At 57.5% G+C, this 16,673-nt stretch carries 15 protein-coding genes; 8 read left to right on the top strand and 7 right to left on the bottom strand.

Annotation, left to right across the window (positions count from 1 at the left end; genetic code table 11):
• The first annotated feature begins 256 nt into the window (after nucleotides 1–256).
• Nucleotides 257–1,411: an aldose 1-epimerase family protein gene (locus tag ABD890_RS14320; protein ID WP_345090618.1), complete on the top strand. Its 1,155-nt coding sequence runs from the start codon at nucleotides 257–259 to the stop codon at nucleotides 1,409–1,411.
• On the opposite strand, the gene ABD890_RS14315 is transcribed toward ABD890_RS14320, so the two are convergent.
• On the bottom strand, nucleotides 1,408–2,130 hold the full coding sequence (locus tag ABD890_RS14315) for a class I SAM-dependent methyltransferase (protein ID WP_345090615.1): 723 nt from the start codon (nucleotides 2,128–2,130) through the stop codon (nucleotides 1,408–1,410). The two genes, ABD890_RS14320 and ABD890_RS14315, sit on opposite strands and share 4 nt — an antisense overlap.
• A gap of 253 nt (nucleotides 2,131–2,383) precedes the next feature.
• Between ABD890_RS14315 and glgC the strand changes: the two genes are divergently transcribed.
• Together glgC and ABD890_RS14305 are read left to right on the top strand one after the other, a co-directional pair.
• The gene (gene glgC, locus ABD890_RS14310) at nucleotides 2,384–3,643 is read left to right on the top strand and encodes a glucose-1-phosphate adenylyltransferase (protein WP_345090612.1); all 1,260 of its coding nucleotides are present in this window, start codon (nucleotides 2,384–2,386) and stop codon (nucleotides 3,641–3,643) included.
• 101 nt (nucleotides 3,644–3,744) lie between these two features.
• Complete coding sequence (locus tag ABD890_RS14305; protein WP_345090609.1) at nucleotides 3,745–5,163, top strand: hypothetical protein; 1,419 nt, start codon at nucleotides 3,745–3,747, stop codon at nucleotides 5,161–5,163.
• Between the two features lie 3 nt (nucleotides 5,164–5,166).
• Here the strand turns inward: ABD890_RS14305 and ABD890_RS14300 are convergent, their stop codons facing one another.
• Both ABD890_RS14300 and ABD890_RS14295 read right to left on the bottom strand, forming a co-directional pair.
• Entirely contained in the window at nucleotides 5,167–6,246 is a 1,080-nt protein-coding gene (locus ABD890_RS14300; RefSeq protein WP_345090606.1) for a site-2 protease family protein, read from the bottom strand.
• Between the two features lie 222 nt (nucleotides 6,247–6,468).
• Nucleotides 6,469–8,115: an HDOD domain-containing protein gene (locus ABD890_RS14295; protein WP_345090603.1), complete on the bottom strand. Its 1,647-nt coding sequence runs from the start codon at nucleotides 8,113–8,115 to the stop codon at nucleotides 6,469–6,471.
• Nucleotides 8,116–8,349: 234 nt separating this feature from the next.
• Here ABD890_RS14295 and ABD890_RS14290 point away from each other — a divergent pair, with 234 nt between their 5' ends.
• Nucleotides 8,350–9,339: a DUF1559 domain-containing protein gene (locus tag ABD890_RS14290; RefSeq protein ID WP_345090601.1), complete on the top strand. Its 990-nt coding sequence runs from the start codon at nucleotides 8,350–8,352 to the stop codon at nucleotides 9,337–9,339.
• A gap of 33 nt (nucleotides 9,340–9,372) precedes the next feature.
• Nucleotides 9,373–10,161, top strand: a complete 789-nt coding sequence (locus ABD890_RS14285) for a hypothetical protein (RefSeq protein ID WP_345090598.1) — start codon at nucleotides 9,373–9,375, stop codon at nucleotides 10,159–10,161.
• A gap of 7 nt (nucleotides 10,162–10,168) precedes the next feature.
• Here the strand turns inward: ABD890_RS14285 and ABD890_RS14280 are convergent, their stop codons facing one another.
• From ABD890_RS14280 to ABD890_RS14270, 3 genes are all read right to left on the bottom strand, one after another.
• Nucleotides 10,169–11,404: an LL-diaminopimelate aminotransferase gene (locus ABD890_RS14280; RefSeq protein ID WP_345090596.1), complete on the bottom strand. Its 1,236-nt coding sequence runs from the start codon at nucleotides 11,402–11,404 to the stop codon at nucleotides 10,169–10,171.
• A gap of 169 nt (nucleotides 11,405–11,573) precedes the next feature.
• On the bottom strand, nucleotides 11,574–12,659 hold the full coding sequence (locus tag ABD890_RS14275; protein WP_345090593.1) for a glycosyltransferase: 1,086 nt from the start codon (nucleotides 12,657–12,659) through the stop codon (nucleotides 11,574–11,576).
• Between the two features lie 30 nt (nucleotides 12,660–12,689).
• Nucleotides 12,690–13,451 (bottom strand): alpha/beta hydrolase-fold protein, encoded by a 762-nt coding sequence (locus ABD890_RS14270; RefSeq protein WP_345090590.1) that lies wholly within the window; start codon nucleotides 13,449–13,451, stop codon nucleotides 12,690–12,692.
• Nucleotides 13,452–13,606: 155 nt separating this feature from the next.
• Here ABD890_RS14270 and ABD890_RS14265 point away from each other — a divergent pair, with 155 nt between their 5' ends.
• Nucleotides 13,607–13,867, top strand: coding sequence for a DUF4190 domain-containing protein (locus ABD890_RS14265; RefSeq protein WP_345090587.1), 261 nt, complete (start codon nucleotides 13,607–13,609; stop codon nucleotides 13,865–13,867).
• A gap of 16 nt (nucleotides 13,868–13,883) precedes the next feature.
• On the opposite strand, the gene ABD890_RS14260 is transcribed toward ABD890_RS14265, so the two are convergent.
• Complete coding sequence (locus ABD890_RS14260) at nucleotides 13,884–14,801, bottom strand: metallophosphoesterase (protein ID WP_345090585.1); 918 nt, start codon at nucleotides 14,799–14,801, stop codon at nucleotides 13,884–13,886.
• Between the two features lie 118 nt (nucleotides 14,802–14,919).
• Between ABD890_RS14260 and hpt the strand changes: the two genes are divergently transcribed.
• Nucleotides 14,920–15,450 (top strand): hypoxanthine phosphoribosyltransferase, encoded by a 531-nt coding sequence (gene hpt / locus ABD890_RS14255; protein WP_345090582.1) that lies wholly within the window; start codon nucleotides 14,920–14,922, stop codon nucleotides 15,448–15,450.
• Nucleotides 15,447–16,628, top strand: coding sequence for a glycosyltransferase family 4 protein (locus ABD890_RS14250; protein ID WP_345090579.1), 1,182 nt, complete (start codon nucleotides 15,447–15,449; stop codon nucleotides 16,626–16,628). Before hpt ends, ABD890_RS14250 begins: the two co-directional genes overlap by 4 nt.
• Nucleotides 16,629–16,673 lie beyond the last annotated feature (45 nt).

Below are 16,673 nucleotides of genomic sequence, written 5' to 3'. Positions count from 1 at the left end.
TTCGGTGTGGTAGCATAATGCGGTGGACGGTGCCCCATCGGGCACCAGACTGCCGAGTTACTGCCTCGCAAGGCAGCCTCAAGACGGTCAAGGGAAAGCGATTGTTTTAACAATTTTTGTTGCCCTGACAAGTAAATGCCTTTCGTTTTCACCCCTTCTGTGCTGGAATTTCACACCTAGCAACCGTATGTTAGCGGACTCTTGTCCGTTAGCGCCTAAATCCTGTCCAGAAACGCCTAATACGGAAATGCCCCTGATGAGCAATCGCTGGATCCTGAGCGAATACGATGTCGAGTCCCCATTTCAGCAGCCAGCGCAGTTCCTAAAGACTGCCAAAGAGCATGGCTTGAGCGTCACCCACACGCGGATGTTCGGCGGGCGACGTGATGGCGTGGAACTGCTGACGGTGCAGAACGGCGACTTTTCGTTCACCACCATTCCGACACGCGGCATGGGGATCCATCAGGCCAAGTATGGCGAAACACGCATCGGTTGGAACTCGCCGATTGAAGGCCCGGTTCATCCGCAGTTTGTTCCCCTGTCCGATCCGAGCGGGCTCGGTTGGCTCGATGGCATGGACGAGCTGATCGTGCGCTGCGGATTGGAAAGCAACGGTGCCCCAGAGTTCGACGCCGAGACGGGTCGCTTGAAATATGGCCTGCATGGTCGTATCGCGAATCAGCCGACCGAAGACGTTGTCGTCGACGTTTCGGACGCAGGCGAGATGTGCATCTCGGGCGAAGTCCGTGAGTCACGCTTCCTTTGCTACAACGTTGCCCTCAAGACCGAGATCCGCACCAAGGCAGGCGAGAACGGATTCCGAATTCGCGATCAGATCGTCAATCGTTCGGCTCAGCCGAGCATGGCTCAGATGCTGTACCACATCAATATGGGCGCTCCGATCCTGGGCGAAGGTGCCTCGGTCGTTTGCCCTGCCACCGAGATCTGCCCCCGCACCGATGTCGCGGCCGCTGGCATCGAGAACTGGTCGACCTACGACGCACCGACGACTGGTTATCAAGAGCAAGTCTTCTTCTTCCAACTTGCCGCGGACGAAGCAGGCCAGACCTGTGCCTTGCTGAAGAATGCCGCCGGCGACCAAGGCGTCTCAGTTCATTTCAATATTCAGCAGTTGCCCTACTTCATCGTCTGGAAGAACACGGCCGCCGAAGCCGATGGCTACGTCACCGGCCTGGAACCAGCGACTAACTTCCCGAACCCACGTTCGTTCGAAGAGAAGCATGGTCGCGTTCTGCAGCTTGCCCCAGGCCAGACCTACGAGATCGACCTCGGTCTGCAATTCCATCCCGATGCTGCCAGTGTCGCGGCGATCGAAGAGAAGATCGCCGGTCTGACGAAGGGAACCGAGGCAAAAGTTCATACCTCGCCTCAAGCCAACTGGTGCAGCTAACGCGCCTTCACCGCTGCAAACGAACCGAAGCAGGCATTCAGATGCAGCACTTCTGCCTGCTGAAAGCCAACTTCGCGGCAGAGATCGACTTGATAGAGGACACTCCGAGGGGTGTCCTCTTTTTCGATATAGTCGAACACGGTTTGCCGATAGGCGTCGTCCTTCAAATTGCGGAGATACTCGCCATAACGCTCCCACTGCACCTGGGTGGCCGCCGTCACATCCTGAGCGACCAGATCGCTGACCAGAAAGATTCCGCCTGGTTTCAGCGATTGAAAGACCTTGGTGAAGACCTGCTTCCAGTCGGCATCGTCGCGAAGGTGATGCAGCACGGCGGCGGCCATTGCGACATCAAACGCTTCCTTGGGCAACTCAAGGTCGCGAACATCGCCGCAAAGCGTCGTTACACTACCGGCCGAACTGGCTTCTAACCGCTGCCGGGCGCGATCGAGCATCGGCTGGCTGAGATCGATCAAGGTGCAATCGAGCTTGGGAAGACGTTCCAGTAGTTTCAGCGTGTAGTTGCCGGCTCCGCAGCCGATGTCGAGCACGCCGGTCGCGTCGGGACATTGCGCCGCGGCGACACGCGTAATCAGCTCTAGCACCACCGGGGCATCCATCGTGGCCGATTGCCCCGTTTCGAGATTAGAAAAACGCTCGACATCGTTGTCGAACCGGGCTCGAATTTCTTCGACGGTCGACTTGTTCGCTGAACTCATGAAGTCTCCTACAAAGATCAATGGGATTATCCAGTTTCATCAGACAACCTGATTGCGGGTTCGGTTCGCGGACGAACTAATCGCTACCTTCGGCATGACAAGTTTCGCATCCGCGCAATTCCGCTAGCGTTGCTTGTTCTTTTTTTCTTTTGACGATTGCGCAAAGCCGATAAAATGCGACAGTCACCCCGGAGGCCCGCCCCCAGCTTCCCAGCCTCTTCCCACACCCAATCATAGCTGAGGTACGCATCGGATGGAGAACGTACTCACCGTGATCCTTGCTGGCGGCAAGGGTTCACGTCTGGAACCGTTAACACGTGACCGGGCCAAGCCGGCGGTCCCCTTTGGCGGCGTCTATCGCATCATCGACTTCGCCCTCTCGAACTGTCTCAACAGTGGATTTCGCAACATCCAACTGCTGACCCAATACAAGGCACAAAGCCTCGACCGACATATCAATGTCGGCTGGCAGCGTTTCTTCTGCCGCGAACTGGGCGAATGCATCGATGTCGTGCCACCGCAACAACGTATCGACGAGCAGTGGTATCAAGGCACGGCGGACGCGGTTTATCAAAACATCTACGCGATCGAGAAGCATCGTCCTGAGTATGTCGTCGTCCTGGCGGGCGATCACATCTACAAGATGAACTACGCTTCGATGCTCGACTTCCACATCGAAAACGGAGCCGATCTGACGATTGGGGCGCTAAAGACCACGATCGAAGAAGCACGTTCGTTCGGCGTGATGCAGATCGACCGCGAGCAGCGGATCCTCGGGTTCGACGAGAAGCCAGCCAATCCGAAGACCATTCCTGGCGACGAAGAACACTGCCTCGCTTCGATGGGTATCTATGTCTTCAACGCCAAGTTCCTCTTCGAGCAGCTTTGCAAAGACGCAACCAATCGGACGAGCGCCCACGACTTCGGCCGAAACATCATTCCGTCGATCATCGACACGCATCGCGTCTATGCGTTCCCATTCCGGGACGAGAATCGCAAGCGGGATGCTTACTGGCGAGACGTAGGTACGCTGGATGCCTATTACGAAGCGAACATGGATCTCGTTTCGGTCGATCCTCTGCTCAACATCTACGACGAGGCCTGGCCGCTGCGAACCTACCAACCGAATGTCCCGCCACCGAAGTTCGTCTTCGGCAGCGAAAGCGTATCGGATCGTCGCGGGTATGCCATGGACAGCGTTGTTTGTGGTGGCTCGATCATTTCTGGCGGCGAAGTTGAACGCAGCATCATCGGCCCACGCGTTCGTGTGAATAGCTTCTCGTCGGTGCATGACTCGATCTTGTTCGAGGGAGTCACGGTCGGGCGACATTGCCAGATCAACCGAGCGATCATCGACAAAGGGGTCTCGATTCCTGCCGATACGCAAATCGGTTTCGACCTGGAACTCGACCGCAAACGAGGCTTCACCGTGACACCTTCCGGCCTGGTGGTGATCGCCAAAGAAGACCTGATCGAGCCGCAGATGACCAGCGGCAAGCCACGCGTCGCGTAAGCATCATGGCAACCTGGGAAAACTGACGTGGTTCGAATTTCGCGAAAGTTCTAAACTGACGTGAAATTCCAACCACGATGTTTCCAGATTGTTGCCGAGCCATGATTCGTGCCAAGAGTCGCCAAAAGACTGAGTTTGGCGACTTTCAAACACCCCCGGAACTTGCCGACGCCGTCTGTCGCTTGCTGCGGCAGGAGGGGATTACGCCTGCCTCCATTGTGGAACCGACTTGTGGCGAAGGCTTTTTCTTGAAGGCAGCCGCCGACGTATTTCCTCAAGTGAAGCAGTTGGTGGGGCGTGAGTGGAACGACACCTACGTCGACACGGCTCGCTCGCGACTTGAAGCCTGCGACCTGTCGATCGACATCGCCCAGGCCGACTTCTTTCAGCAAGACTGGAAAGCGACGCTCGAGCAGCATCCAGGGCCCCTCCTCGTTCTTGGCAATCCGCCGTGGGTCACGAACTCGCAACTCGGAACACTTGACAGCGCGAACCTACCGGCCAAATCGAACTTTCAGAACGAGCGGGGCATCGCCGCCAAGACCGGCAAAGCGAACTTCGATATCTCGCAGTGGATGATCACCCACCTGCTGGAGTCGATGCCCGAGCAGGGAGGCGTGCTGGCCATGCTCTGCAAGACGGCCGTCGCCCGGAAGGTGCTGCAGCATGCCTGGAAACAGGGTCTTTCGCTGAAAGACTGCTCGATCCGCTGCATCGATTCGCGCCGCCACTTTCAAGCCGCGGTCGATGCGTGCCTGTTCATTTGCCACGTTCAACCAGGTGCCGCGTCGCGTCAATGTGCGATCTTCCATGAAATCGAAGATCCCCGGCCGGCGTCGATTCTTGGCTACTACGAGGGAAGCTTGCTGGCCGACCGGGAAGCCTTCGAACGTCATCGCGAACTAATGGCGGACAAACCAACCCGACGCTGGCGAAGCGGCCTGAAGCATGACTGCCGTGACGTGATGCAACTGCGCCGAGAAGGTTGGACGCTGATCAACGGTCTCGGTGAAGCAGTTGAACTGGAGGACGACTTCCTCTTTCCCTTGATGCCCGCCGGAGCGATCCATCGGGGCGAAACCAAGAGCACCGAGCAGTTTGTGCTGGTTCCCCAAACGCATACTGGTGAAGACACCTCGAAGATCGCCACCATCGCCCCACGGACATGGGCTTACTTGCAGAAGCATGCCGAACGCTTAGCGGCTCGCAAGAGTTCGATCTATCGCGGCCGGCCTCCGTTTTCGATCTTTGGAATCGGCGAGTATTCGTTCGCGCCGTGGAAGGTCGCGATCTCGGCTTTGCACAAAGATCTTCGGTTCCGCGTGATTGGCCCGCAGGATGGCCGCCCGGTCATGCTCGACGACACGACCTACTTCCTCTCGTTTCCTTCGCGAAAAGAGGCAAAGGCAGCCGCGGCTCGCCTGCAAAGTGACGAAGTACAAGAGTTTCTTTCCGCCTGGATCTTCTGGGATGCCAAGCGACCAATCACGACTGAAGTGCTCCAGCGATTGGCGGCCTGAGTCTTACGTCGTGACAAAAGCCATCGGTGGAAAGCATAGAATTGGAATGCTCAGCGAGAGCGTTCCCAGCACGTAACGAAACGCGCCGATAGGCACACTGTCGTCACTCGTCGGCGGATGGTCTGGCCGCATCAAGATCACCAAAAACAGCATCAACAACCAGTTGTAAGCCCCCATGGTGATGATGAAAATCACGGCGAATACCAGGAAAGCTCGGGCAATCAAGTGAGCCTTCTTGCCGAACAGCGTATACGTCACATGGCCGCCATCTAACTGGCTGACCGGAATCATGTTCAGCCCGGTCACCAGCAAGCCCACCCAGCCCGCCATGAAGTAGGGGTTCAGTTGGCTTTGGTAAATATAGAGTCCCGACTTGTAACCAGGGACCTGCAGCCACTGCATCATCCACTGCATGGCGAGTGGCAGATCGAGCTTGAACGAACCTTCGCCCGGCGTCGTCAGGTCCATTTGGGTGATGCCATACCACAGGATCGGCACGGCAACGACCAGTCCTGCCAGTGGCCCTGCGAGACCGATATCGAACAGTTGCTTTCGATTCGCCCGCATCCCATCCATCCCGATCACCGCCCCGAAGGTTCCGATCGGCGAGATCGGTACGGGAATGAAGTAGGGGAGGCTGGCATGCACGCGGTAACGTACCGCCATCAGGAAGTGCCCCATCTCGTGGGCGAACAAAATCCCCAGCATCGCAGCCATGTAGACAAAACCGATCCGCCACGCGGAAGCGTAATTCAACAGATCGCGGCGAAGCTCGGCTGCGGGATTCGAGAGATAGAGATCGTACTCACGCGGAATGCCCAGCGACTGCGGGTTCGACCAGGCCATGAGGTTGATTGCCGCTTCTCCGGGCTCCCAGTGGGTCATTCCGGCGAAGAAACAGGAAAGGCAGGTGGCGATGAACAAGATGATCGGCAATCGCACGCGACGTTTCCGCGTTTGCTGCTGGATCATGCGGGTCGCTTCGGAAGAGAATTCGACCGAATCCGAATCCCATGACGTCTGCCGTCCTTCCTGCAAGGACGTTTCGGGCGGAGACGTTTGCTCGTCGGCACGAGATTCCATCGATTCGTTCATTTCGGCAAAGGTAACACGAGTCCGCAACGTGGCGGAGGCCGGACAAGCGGGTGGCCAGGCTGGAGTGGTCAGTCCCTAAAGCCTATAACGGTCGACTCGAATGGTAAAGGTAACTGCAGCCTGGCACATGTTCCGTCCCGATAAGCACCGTTAAAAGACGGCGGGATCAACTCGCCGCGACCAATCGAAAGCGGCGTAAATCCTTGGTTATTAGAGGACTTCGATGCTCTTGATCGCGTTGCCGCCCCCTTTGGCGGCGGCCAATATACAGCGTTTGGCCGCTTGATAGATTTCGTCCGCCGGAAGACTCTTCGGTGGCACACAGGCACACGCGACCCCACCGCTCAGGGTGAGGTCGACCCCGAGATGACTCTCGCGACGCTGCGACCAGTTGGTCACCAGGTCAATCGCCTGTCGGGCCAGCGTCACGGCTTGATGCCGATCGTGATCTTCCAGCATGATCGCCACGCTCGAGTCACCACAGGGCATCACGCGTCCGAGACCGTCACTCAAACGATCCACAATCGCCGCCACCAACTGACGCCACACTTCGACTTCGTCGATGCCGGCGGTCACCAAAAAATGATCGAAGCGATTGATCTGCACCAGGGCCAGCGAGAACTCGCAGCGTTGACTGCGACTATGTTGCATCGCGATTGAAATCTCGCGGAGCAAGCGAGCATCGGCGAAGATCGCTTCGGTTGGCCCTTCCTCGGCGGCCTCTTCTTCTTTTGTTTTCTTCTTTGGTAACACCGGCGGAATGCCACCGTTCTCGGTCAGGCGTTTCACCGAATCGATCAGGCTTTGGGCTTCCGGAGCACGGATCACCAGGTCTCGATTCGGATTCGCCGAAATCGCCAATGGAGCCGCGACCGACTCGGCCAACTGCGTGATCTGCAGATAAGCCTGACTCACGATCTCGCAGTAATTCATCCCGTCGGGAAGCGAGACCGAAAGCACGTTGGCCAATTGATAGAGTTTGTCTTGAATGTCGACCACCAAGGTTTCGACTTGCTCGTCCGCGTCGTCAATCGTCGCTTTTAGTTGCTGCAGAAATTTCGGCATCAGGTACAAACGATGATGCGACAACACTTCTGCCAGGTTATGAGCCAGACGCAGCGTGGCCGATTGGCCGCGGAGCCGACCGAACTCGATTCCGGACGAAGGATGCCCTTCGCGAATGACCTGCACGAGTGCCTCGGGCAGGTTCCAGCTTTGTAGCAGCCGACAGCCGAGAATGTTGTGATCGAAACCGAGCGTTTCCCATTCCATCTCCGACAGATCCGCTTCTTCCTGCAGGACCTTGTTGGCGAAGTTGGCATACGCATCACCCAGGTCTTGCAGCATGACCAGGGCACCGATCTCGGAAAGCAGCCCGGCGATGAAGGCTTCGTCGCCATAGTTCTTTCCCTGCATGTTGGCGATCTCGCGCGCGGCGACTGCTTTGGTCAACGCGAACTGCCAATACTGGGCGAGCACTTCCGCTTCGATCCCTTGCAGCATCTCTTTCGGCAAACTGAAGCCAAGCACCAGCAATTTCAGAGGCTTGATGCCTAGCAATGCCAGGGCCTGATTGAGGTCCGAGACTTCGCCGGAAAGACCGAACAGCGGACTGTTGACCACCTTCAGAATCTTGACGGTCATTGCCGGGTCGCGCTGGATGCATTCCTTGATCTGAACGACCGTGGCATGCTCGTTGGCGGTCAGCTTCAAGACTTCCATGGCAACAGTTGGCAAGGAATAGAGCTGCTGGGCCCGGGCCACCATCTGGGCGACTGGGCTGGTGTCGTGCGGCAGCTCCGTCCCCTGATCAAGTGTCTCTTGATCGCCGGTTGTTTCTGAAGGTACTCCTGCCACAGATTTCGTCCTTTGTCTCGTCTCGGTATCCAGAATCCGCCTCGATTCATTCTGCATCCTGAAAATATAGGTCACCTAATTCCCCTTGGACCCAGATTTCCCATCCTCGCCAAGCGACGTAAATTCCTTCCATGTAAGGCACAAATCGTTTGCCTAAAACCACCCTGCGGGGTACCTTCAAATGTGTTTACACCGCAACAAGATCGCTATTACTGATACAGCCGTACCCCTGTAATGCCCCTCCGCCCCTCTCGATCGCGAAACGCTTTGCCGTCCGGGTTCACCCTGGTCGAGCTGCTTGTGGTCATTGCGATCATCGGGATTCTGATTGGGCTGCTTCTACCGGCGGTGCAGCGTGCCCGGGAAGCGGCTCGCCGCATGCAGTGCGTCAATCAGCTGAAGCAGGTCGGGCTGGCCTGGCACAACCATACCGATACCTACAACGCCTTTCCGACCGGTGGCTATGCCCAGCAGGTTTACGTCTCGTTTAAAGATGGCCGCCCCGGGATGCTCGACAAGCAAGCCGCTGGCTGGGCTTTTCAAATTCTGCCCTACCTGGAGCAAGGCAACGTCCACGCCGGAAAGCCTGGTGGGACCGACAAAGAATCGGCCGAGTTCGCCATGGGAACCGCCATCGATCAATACTTCTGCCCAAGCCGTCGCTCGCCGACCGTCGAACCTGGATCGTATGCCCCCTTCTGCTGGAGCTACGATGGCCAGAACGGGACGCAGCTCAATCGGGTTCCATTGGCACAGATCGACTACGCCGGCGGCACGCAGGAAGATACCGGTGTCCTGGCTCGCAATTTAAGCGGGACTTGTGGCAACACCTCGTCCGGCAGCGTCTATCCCAAACGCAAGCTGTACGACTTTGCCGACGTGACCGACGGCACCAGCAACACATTGATGGTCGGTGAGAAGCGGATCAATGTTGCCCGACTCGGCAATGGCAGTCAGCCTGGCGATATCTACGGCTATACGTCGGGCTGGGAAAGCAACTCGATGGTGACGCACGAAACGATCCGCCGGACCGACCTGGCCCCGCTGGCCGACACCCACGGGTCAGGCGATGGTGAAATGCGTTTCGGCAGCTCGCACGATGGCGGGCTGAACGCGCTGCTGGTCGACGGTAGCGTGCGGTTCATTCCTTACACCATCCAGCAGCAACTCTTCGAGCTGTTGGGAAACAAAGCAGACGGCCAGGTCTTCGAGTTACCGCAGTAGCTTCGAGTATCTCACGCGAAAGGCAAATGCCGGATGCCTCTCGATTCTTCTGCACCGCAGGGCAATACGAAAAACCAATCGATCATCGGCCGGACCATAGCACAACGGGGCGGCTGGGAAGTTGTTTCCTTCTTTTCACTGGTCGCGTCGCTTGGCATGCTTCTGTTTGCAGGCTATCACCTTGGGACACAGCCGGCGCTGAAATTCGATCAGCGGATTGCCTTGTACCTGGGGATCGCCTTGCTGACCATCTATTCGCTCTATCTCGTCGCGACATCGCGTCGCTCGCTGTATCTGGGCGAGCGTGGGGTCGTGGTGAATGGGCATCCACTGGCCTTCGCAGAAATTGCGGCGTTCACCTACACGTCCGATCACGAAGGAGGCTATGGAATTTATACCCACTCTCATCACAGCCTGGCCATCGAGCAGAAAACGACCCCAAGCCGGCCGCTGAAGTTTCACTGGACATCGACGACCAAAGATCAGCCTGATATCGATGCCGCGTTAAGCCGACTTAGCGAGCATCTGGCAACCGAGATCTATCAGGCCATAGCAAAGGGAGATTCCGTCGTATGGACGAACGAATGCATCTTGCAGCCAGAGGGCTTGAAGGTTTCCAGACGAGGTGATCTTCCGGTCTCGATCGCTTACAGCGACGCGGCCTTCCTGGTAGAAGATGCCAATGAAGGCAGGCTGGTGCTGCGGGATCAATCAACCGGCAACGACGCCTTGCGATGCCGGCAGGGCGAGAGAAATGCCCGGCCGGTTTTGATTGCCGTGCGACTACTCGCCCTGAGATCTCAGAGCGAGCAGCCTTCGTAACGGCTTGTTAGTCGAACTTCAGCGAGATCTGCTTCAGTCGTTCTTCGGTGTCGGCCATCAAGGCATCTTCGGCGGCTTCGTCCGCGGCGACATAGGTCACCGAGAAGCGAAGGAACGAGCCGGCGTCGTCCCAAGGCACTGTGCAAATCGACTGCTGGGTGATCAGGTACTGCGAAGCTTCTTCGGCGTTGGCGAAGCTTGGACCACCTTCGATCCCGGTTGGCGACTTCGTGTAAAGGAAGTAGGTACCGCCAGGCATTTCGCACTGAAAGCCGCAACGCTTCAGCATGGCCACCAGCTTTTCCAGGCGGCGCTGATACTTGGCCTTGGTCTGCTTCGGGATTTCTTCATTACCCAGAGCCGCCGCGGCAGCCTTCTGAATCGCCATGAACTGACCGCTGTCGCAGTTGTCTTTGACGTCGCTGAAGGCCTGGACCAGCAGAGGATTGCCGCAGACCCAACCGATGCGCCAGCCAATCATGTCGAAACCCTTCGACAGCGAGTGGACTTCGACGCCGACATCCTTGGCACCAGGAACGCTCAGGAAGCTGAGAGGTTCACCTTCGAAGGTCAGCACGGTGTGAGCCGCGTCTTGCACGACGACCAGGTTGTTTTCCTTCGCGAAGGCAACGACCTTTTCGTAGAACGCCTTGGTCGCGACCTTGCCAGTCGGGCTGTTGGGATAGTTGATCACCAGCAGCTTGGCCTTTTCCTTCACTTCGGCTGGAATGCCGTCCAGATCCGGGAAGAAGTCGTTTTCGGCGAGCAGAGGCAGCTTGTAAACGGTACCGCCGTAGTAGGCCGAGTGCGTACCTGCGACGGGATAACCAGGCACCGTCATCAGGCAGATGTCGCCTGGGTTGATGAAGCAAGCTGGCAGCATGGCCAACGCGGTCTTGGAACCGATGCAGTGGTTCACTTCGGTCGCGGCATCCAGCTCAACGCCGAAGAATCGCTTCATGAAGCCAGCGACGGCGTTCTTGAAGTCGGCGATGCCGTTGTCGGCGTAGCCACGGTTTTCTGGCTTGTTGATCTCGTCGGCCATCACCTTGCGGACAGCTTCGGGAGCCATCTCGTCATTTTCGCCGATCCCGAAGTCGATCAGCTTGCGATCGGGATAGTCGGCCAGGGCCTTACGCTTGGCCCGCTTGATCTTCTCGAACTTGTAGATCGCGGTTCCCTTACCGTAGTTTTCACCACCAATACGTTCGGCAAACAGCTTCTGGAAATAGGGATCGCTCATGGTCTTCGTTCTGAGGTTTCTATAGGTTCAAACGGATGGCCAGAATTCAAACCTACTAGCCTACCGCTGCCCGAAAGAGACAACAACCGGGGCAGGGCGGTTCGGCCGGCGCCTGCCAGCGAGGGGAAAAGCTCGGCCTGTAAGCTGTTTGAGCGTGGGCCTTTAGAGTCTACCGCAGGCTTTGATAAAGCCGGACATGACGCTCGATCATCTGCGAAATACTGAACTGCTCGGCGATCGTCTTGCGACCTGCTTCGGCGAAACGATTCCGCAAAGCTTCGTCTTCCAGCAGGAAGTTGGCGAAACGCGAGTACTCGGTGCGCTGCCCCAGCCCGACCAGATAGCCGTTCTCGTCATGCTTTACCAGGTCGCGGTTGCCAGGAATATCGCTCACCGCCACCGGTAACCCAGTCGCCATCGCTTCCATCAGGGCGTTCGACTGTCCTTCGTACCCGCTGGCCAGCATGAAGAGCGTGGCATGCTTCATCAAGTCAGGCACATCGGTCCGCGCCCCCACGATGCGGACGCGATCGTGAATGGTGACTTGTTCCGTGTAGCGTTGGAGTCGCTCTCGCTGGGGACCATCTCCGACAATCACTAGATAAGCGTCGTCGCGGATTCGCTTGAGGATCTCGGTCGCCCAGATCAGATCTTTCATCCGCTTCTGCGGCCACAGGCGGCCGACGGTCAGCATCATCTTGGCGTGCGGGGGCAACTTCAAGTCTTGCCACAGTGCTTCTTTGCTCTGAGTCGGTGGGCCATCGATCAGATCGATCCCGTTGCCGATCGTCACAAACTTGTCGGCCCGACGTCCCTTGCGGGTGTAGAAGTCGACAATCCCCGAGCTGTTGCAAACGATCTTGTCGGTGAATCGATCGAGATAGCGATCGATCAGATGTTCGTGGGTGATCTTCCATGGATCGACACAACGTTCGCCACAGAGGATATGCGGAACCTTTGCGGCCCGGGCAGCCTTGCGGCCGTAGCTGTTGGCGGCGAAGAGCCACGTATGCACGATGTCGGGCTGAACCGCTCGAATATGCTTCTTCGTTCGGTAATATGCGGCCGGGTCGATCTTCAGCTTCTTCCCAATCACGGTGACCGGAATCCCGGCGGCGGCGAGCTCTTCGCTGTAGGGACCACCCCGGGTTAGACAGCAAACCGATACATCGAACTGGTCACGCGGAAGCCCCTTCGCCAGAAGCGTAAGCTGTTTCTCGGCTCCCGATCGATCAAGCGTCGGGATGATAAGCATGAGTTTCTGCATCGGTGCGTTTGCGACTTCCTATGCCACGCGGCGACGTTCTTTCTCGAGCGATTCCCAAAGGAACTGCACGACCTTGGGGGCCATCAAGCTGTAATAGTTGAAACCATGGCCCCCACCCTTTGTCTCGAGGTCGCACGTATGCGGAACTCCCAAAGACGCGAGTTTCATTCGTAGCCGATCCGAGCTTTCCCACCAAGAGGTGTCCTCGGGACAGCAGCAAAAGAACTGGTTTCTCGGCCAATTCAGCGGATGAATGTGAAGCGTCGCCGTGTCCTGACGAGCCTGCTCGGTGCTGTCATACATCTGCCACAAGTTGTCTTCGTCGTCATCTCGCATCCGATTCTGATAATCGATCGCCGGGCTGACGGCCGCCACGATCGGAAACAGATCCGGGAACTTGTAAGCGAAACGCAGCGAGCCTTGCCCCCCCATGCTGGTACCAAATAGGGCCACCTGGGGTGCCTTCGCGGCGAATTCACGCTCGATGAAAGGGAGCACGCTGTCGAGCAGATATTGCTGCGACGTCCGCTCGGCGTCGAACTCGGGACAGATCCGATCGGTCCACCAGCTACGCTCGGTTACCGGTGCCACCACCGGCAAGCCAACTTCTTCGAGCGACTCGACAAACGCCGGGCTATGGAAAAGCTTTCCCAGATGCACGCCATGTAAATAGATCCCGACGTACCCGTGATCGTTTCGCTGCTGGGGCTCGAAGACCTCGCAAACGTGGCCATCGACGTCGACATCTTTCCAGTTGCCGAAGATTGGTTTCTCGGTCATGCAACTTCTTAATGACAGAACAAAAAGTTTCCTAGGATTCCTACTTCGGAAGTGGTATGATACTGCCCGATATCCCAGGCAGGGATCGTGTTTGAAGCAGAAACATTGATTGTATCACCACGAAGGCGTTACGGAATTAACGAAGGAAATCATTCATGAAACCACATCGCGGCGTTCTCATCCTGGTCCTTGGTATCTTGGGATTTTTCTGCTGCATCTGCGCGCCACTCGCATGGTGGATGGGCTCGCAGGACATGGCTGAGATCGAAGCTGGTCGTATGGATCCCGAAGGCAAGCAGCTCACTCAGGTTGGTATGATCCTGGGTATCGTTGGCTGCGTATTGCTGATCTTGGGTATCATCATCCAGGTTGCCATGGTGGCTCTGGCTGGCGGCGTCGCCGCAGTCGGCAACTAAAGCACAATCGACGGGATCAGGTCGCCACGACGAAATTCGCATCGCCAAGGACCTGCTCGCCGCTCCAGCGATAGGCACACAAAAAGCCGCCTTTCGCAACACTGTAATCAAGACACGCCACATTACTGCTGAGTAACTGTGGCGTGTCTTTTTTTAGCCAATAATGCCCGACAAACACGGGTTTCTCGGTCGCTTCGTACGGCCTGGCCTTCGCCGCGATCGATGCCGGCAGCGGCAGATCGCACGCAATCGGATCGGTCATTGCGTAGCTACCATAGGTATGCCCTTCTGGCGAAAGATACCAGCGCATCCGCGTCTTTGTCCGTACATTGCCATCTTTGTCGGCGAACTGAATGCCTTCCGGCAGCGCCATCTCTTTTCCCTTCAGGACCACTTCCACCGGATGAAAGAGCTCGCCTTCCGGCAGACATGCCGCTTGAATCAGGCGATCGGTGAGCTGGCTTTCCCCGGCAAACGCCTGCTGCAGATGGTCGATTTCTACCGGATCCCAGCAGGCATGCACCGCGCGCAGCCCGTCCAGATCGAGCCACATCGGCAGCGTACGGAACCAATCCAGGGCGTCGGCAAGTTGACTGTCGCTCAACTGCTGCAACGTCTGCTGGCATTGCTTCTCGTTCTTGGGGGTATGCTGGCGAACGTATTCGCCTGGGCGATCAGGATGAGGCAGATGGAAGGCGAGCGTGTTGAGCTCGTGGTTACCCATAACCGCCAAGGCTACCCCGGTCTGGACCATCGGCCTTACGATTTCCAGCACTTCGCGAATCTGCGGGCCGCGATCGACGAAATCTCCGAGAAAAATCACCTTCCGCTCGGGATGCTGATAAACTCCATCCTGCTGCCGATAGTCAAGCTTCTCGAGCAAGGCCATTAGGGGCTGGGCGTGGCCGTGGATATCTCCGATCAGGTCGTACATCGCATTTCCTCGAGGCAGCAAAGCAATTCGCGCGGGTTCTACAGATTTTCTCAGGGCCAGCTTACAATGGCGATTCCAACGAAGAAATGCTCCCCCAGGACCATCCCAGGAAGTACCGTTGCAGATTCTGATTCCTCCCAACAAGCTGGCGGCCCGAGTCGCTGAACTTTCTGACGAACTGCGCGAAACGTACGGAGACCAACCACTGACGGTCTTGGGCGTGATGACGGGCAGTCTGGTGCTGATGGCGGACCTGATCCGCCATCTCGAGATGCCTTTGAAGGTGGGCGTGATGCAGGCCCGCAGCTATCGCGGTACAGCGACCTCTGCGGGCGAACTGGCGCTGAATCTCGACATGATGCCCAGCGTTGCCAACCAGGACGTACTGGTGGTGGACGATATTTTCGACACTGGTCGCACGCTGGACCGAGTGCTGACCAGCATCCAAGCCAATGGTGCCCGTTCGGTTCGATCACTGGTGCTGCTCTCGAAGCCAGATCGCCATGAAGTTGATCTTCAACCTGACTTCACTGGGTTTACGATTCCCAATCAGTTTGTGGTGGGTTACGGTTTGGATTACCAAGATCTTTATCGCAATTTGCCGTTCGTTGCTGTCCTGGAAGAACACGAGATCGCCGCGCACGCATGACCCCTCTCCGACTGGCTCTTGTCACTCGCCGATTTTGGCCATTGGTCGGCGGTGCCGAAATGGTGATGGCTAACATGGCGGAAGAGCTGACCCGTCAGGGGCACCACGTTCAGGTACTCACCGCCCAGTGGCATCCCGATTGGCCGAAGCAGATTTCACACCGTGGCATCCCGGTCGTTCGCTTACCCAACCCTTCAGTCCGCGGCTGGGGAACGGTTCGCTATATGATGTCGCTCGGTCGTTGGCTTAGGGCCGAACAACACGAACTCGACGGCGTCTACGTCTCGATGTTGAAGCATAGCGCCGTGGTGGCAACCTCGCGGTTGGCTGGCAGCAAAGTGCCGGTCGTGCTGCGTGCCGAAGGTTCCGGCGATACCGGCGACTGTGCCTTCCACGACACCGCCAACTTTGGCCTGAGGATTCGTCGCTATTGCCAGCAAGCCGATGCCTTCATCGCGCCGAGCCAGCAGATCTTCGACGAGATGCTCTCGGCCGGGTTCGACCGCCAGCGCATACGCTTCATCCCCAACGGCGTGAAGATTGGACCGCTTCGTACCGCCGAAGATCGCCGCCAGGCTCGCATGGCCCTGGGCACGGCCAATCCTATTCTCACCCTCACCGAATCGGCTCCGCTGGTGGTGTTTACCGGCAGGCTTCATCCCGGCAAAGGACTTGCCAAACTGGTCCGGGCCTGGCCTTTGGTTCTGCAGCGTTTTCCTGCGGCCCGGTTGTGGCTGATCGGAGAGGGCCCCCAGGAAAGCGAACTCACGGCCATGATCGGGGCGATGGGGCTGCAAAGCCGGATCATCCTGCCAGGGGCGTTCGATACGGTGGAAGACGTTCTGGCGGCTGCCGATGCGTTCGTGTTGCCGTCGCTGCATGAAGGAATGTCGATCGCGCTGCTGGAAGCAATGGCCGCCAACCTGCCATGCGTCGTCAGCGACATTCCAGGGAATCGAATCTTAATCCAGCCTGAAGAGAACGGGCTGATCTTTCCGGTCGACGACGTTCAGACCCTCGCGGAGGCCTTGATCCGGGTGCTCGATAGCCGCCAGCTATCGCAATCGCTCGGCAGTGCGGCGAGGAAGCGAGTCATCGATCACTTCAGCCTTGCCCGGAGTGCGGAGGACCACGTTTCGCTCTTTCACACGCTCCGGGAACAAAAGCAGTTGATGTAGCTGGTATGCTGTTTGCTGTTAAGTTGTGGAAACCAACGATATGCA

Origin of the sequence: Bremerella cremea, assembly GCF_039541315.1 — a bacterium.
Lineage (GTDB): Bacteria > Planctomycetota > Planctomycetia > Pirellulales > Pirellulaceae > Bremerella > Bremerella cremea.
The sequence above is the reverse complement of the archived record's forward strand: the minus strand, read 5'-3'. Positions and strand labels throughout refer to the sequence as shown.

Excerpts from the sequence above, each read along its gene's own strand:
- ABD890_RS14285 (WP_345090598.1), top strand. The coding sequence starts at position 9,373 with ATGCCTCTCGATTCTTCTGCACCGCAGGGCAATACGAAAAACCAATCG.
- ABD890_RS14290 (WP_345090601.1), top strand. The coding sequence starts at position 8,350 with ATGCCCCTCCGCCCCTCTCGATCGCGAAACGCTTTGCCGTCCGGGTTC.
- ABD890_RS14300 (WP_345090606.1), bottom strand. The coding sequence starts at position 6,246 with ATGGAATCTCGTGCCGACGAGCAAACGTCTCCGCCCGAAACGTCCTTG.
- ABD890_RS14265 (WP_345090587.1), top strand. The coding sequence starts at position 13,607 with ATGAAACCACATCGCGGCGTTCTCATCCTGGTCCTTGGTATCTTGGGA.
- ABD890_RS14275 (WP_345090593.1), bottom strand. The coding sequence starts at position 12,659 with ATGCTTATCATCCCGACGCTTGATCGATCGGGAGCCGAGAAACAGCTT.
- ABD890_RS14305 (WP_345090609.1), top strand. The coding sequence starts at position 3,745 with ATGATTCGTGCCAAGAGTCGCCAAAAGACTGAGTTTGGCGACTTTCAA.
- ABD890_RS14315 (WP_345090615.1), bottom strand. The coding sequence starts at position 2,130 with ATGAGTTCAGCGAACAAGTCGACCGTCGAAGAAATTCGAGCCCGGTTC.
- ABD890_RS14250 (WP_345090579.1), top strand. The coding sequence starts at position 15,447 with ATGACCCCTCTCCGACTGGCTCTTGTCACTCGCCGATTTTGGCCATTG.
- ABD890_RS14270 (WP_345090590.1), bottom strand. The coding sequence starts at position 13,451 with ATGACCGAGAAACCAATCTTCGGCAACTGGAAAGATGTCGACGTCGAT.
- glgC (WP_345090612.1), top strand. The coding sequence starts at position 2,384 with ATGGAGAACGTACTCACCGTGATCCTTGCTGGCGGCAAGGGTTCACGT.
- ABD890_RS14280 (WP_345090596.1), bottom strand. The coding sequence starts at position 11,404 with ATGAGCGATCCCTATTTCCAGAAGCTGTTTGCCGAACGTATTGGTGGT.
- ABD890_RS14260 (WP_345090585.1), bottom strand. The coding sequence starts at position 14,801 with ATGTACGACCTGATCGGAGATATCCACGGCCACGCCCAGCCCCTAATG.
- ABD890_RS14320 (WP_345090618.1), top strand. The coding sequence starts at position 257 with ATGAGCAATCGCTGGATCCTGAGCGAATACGATGTCGAGTCCCCATTT.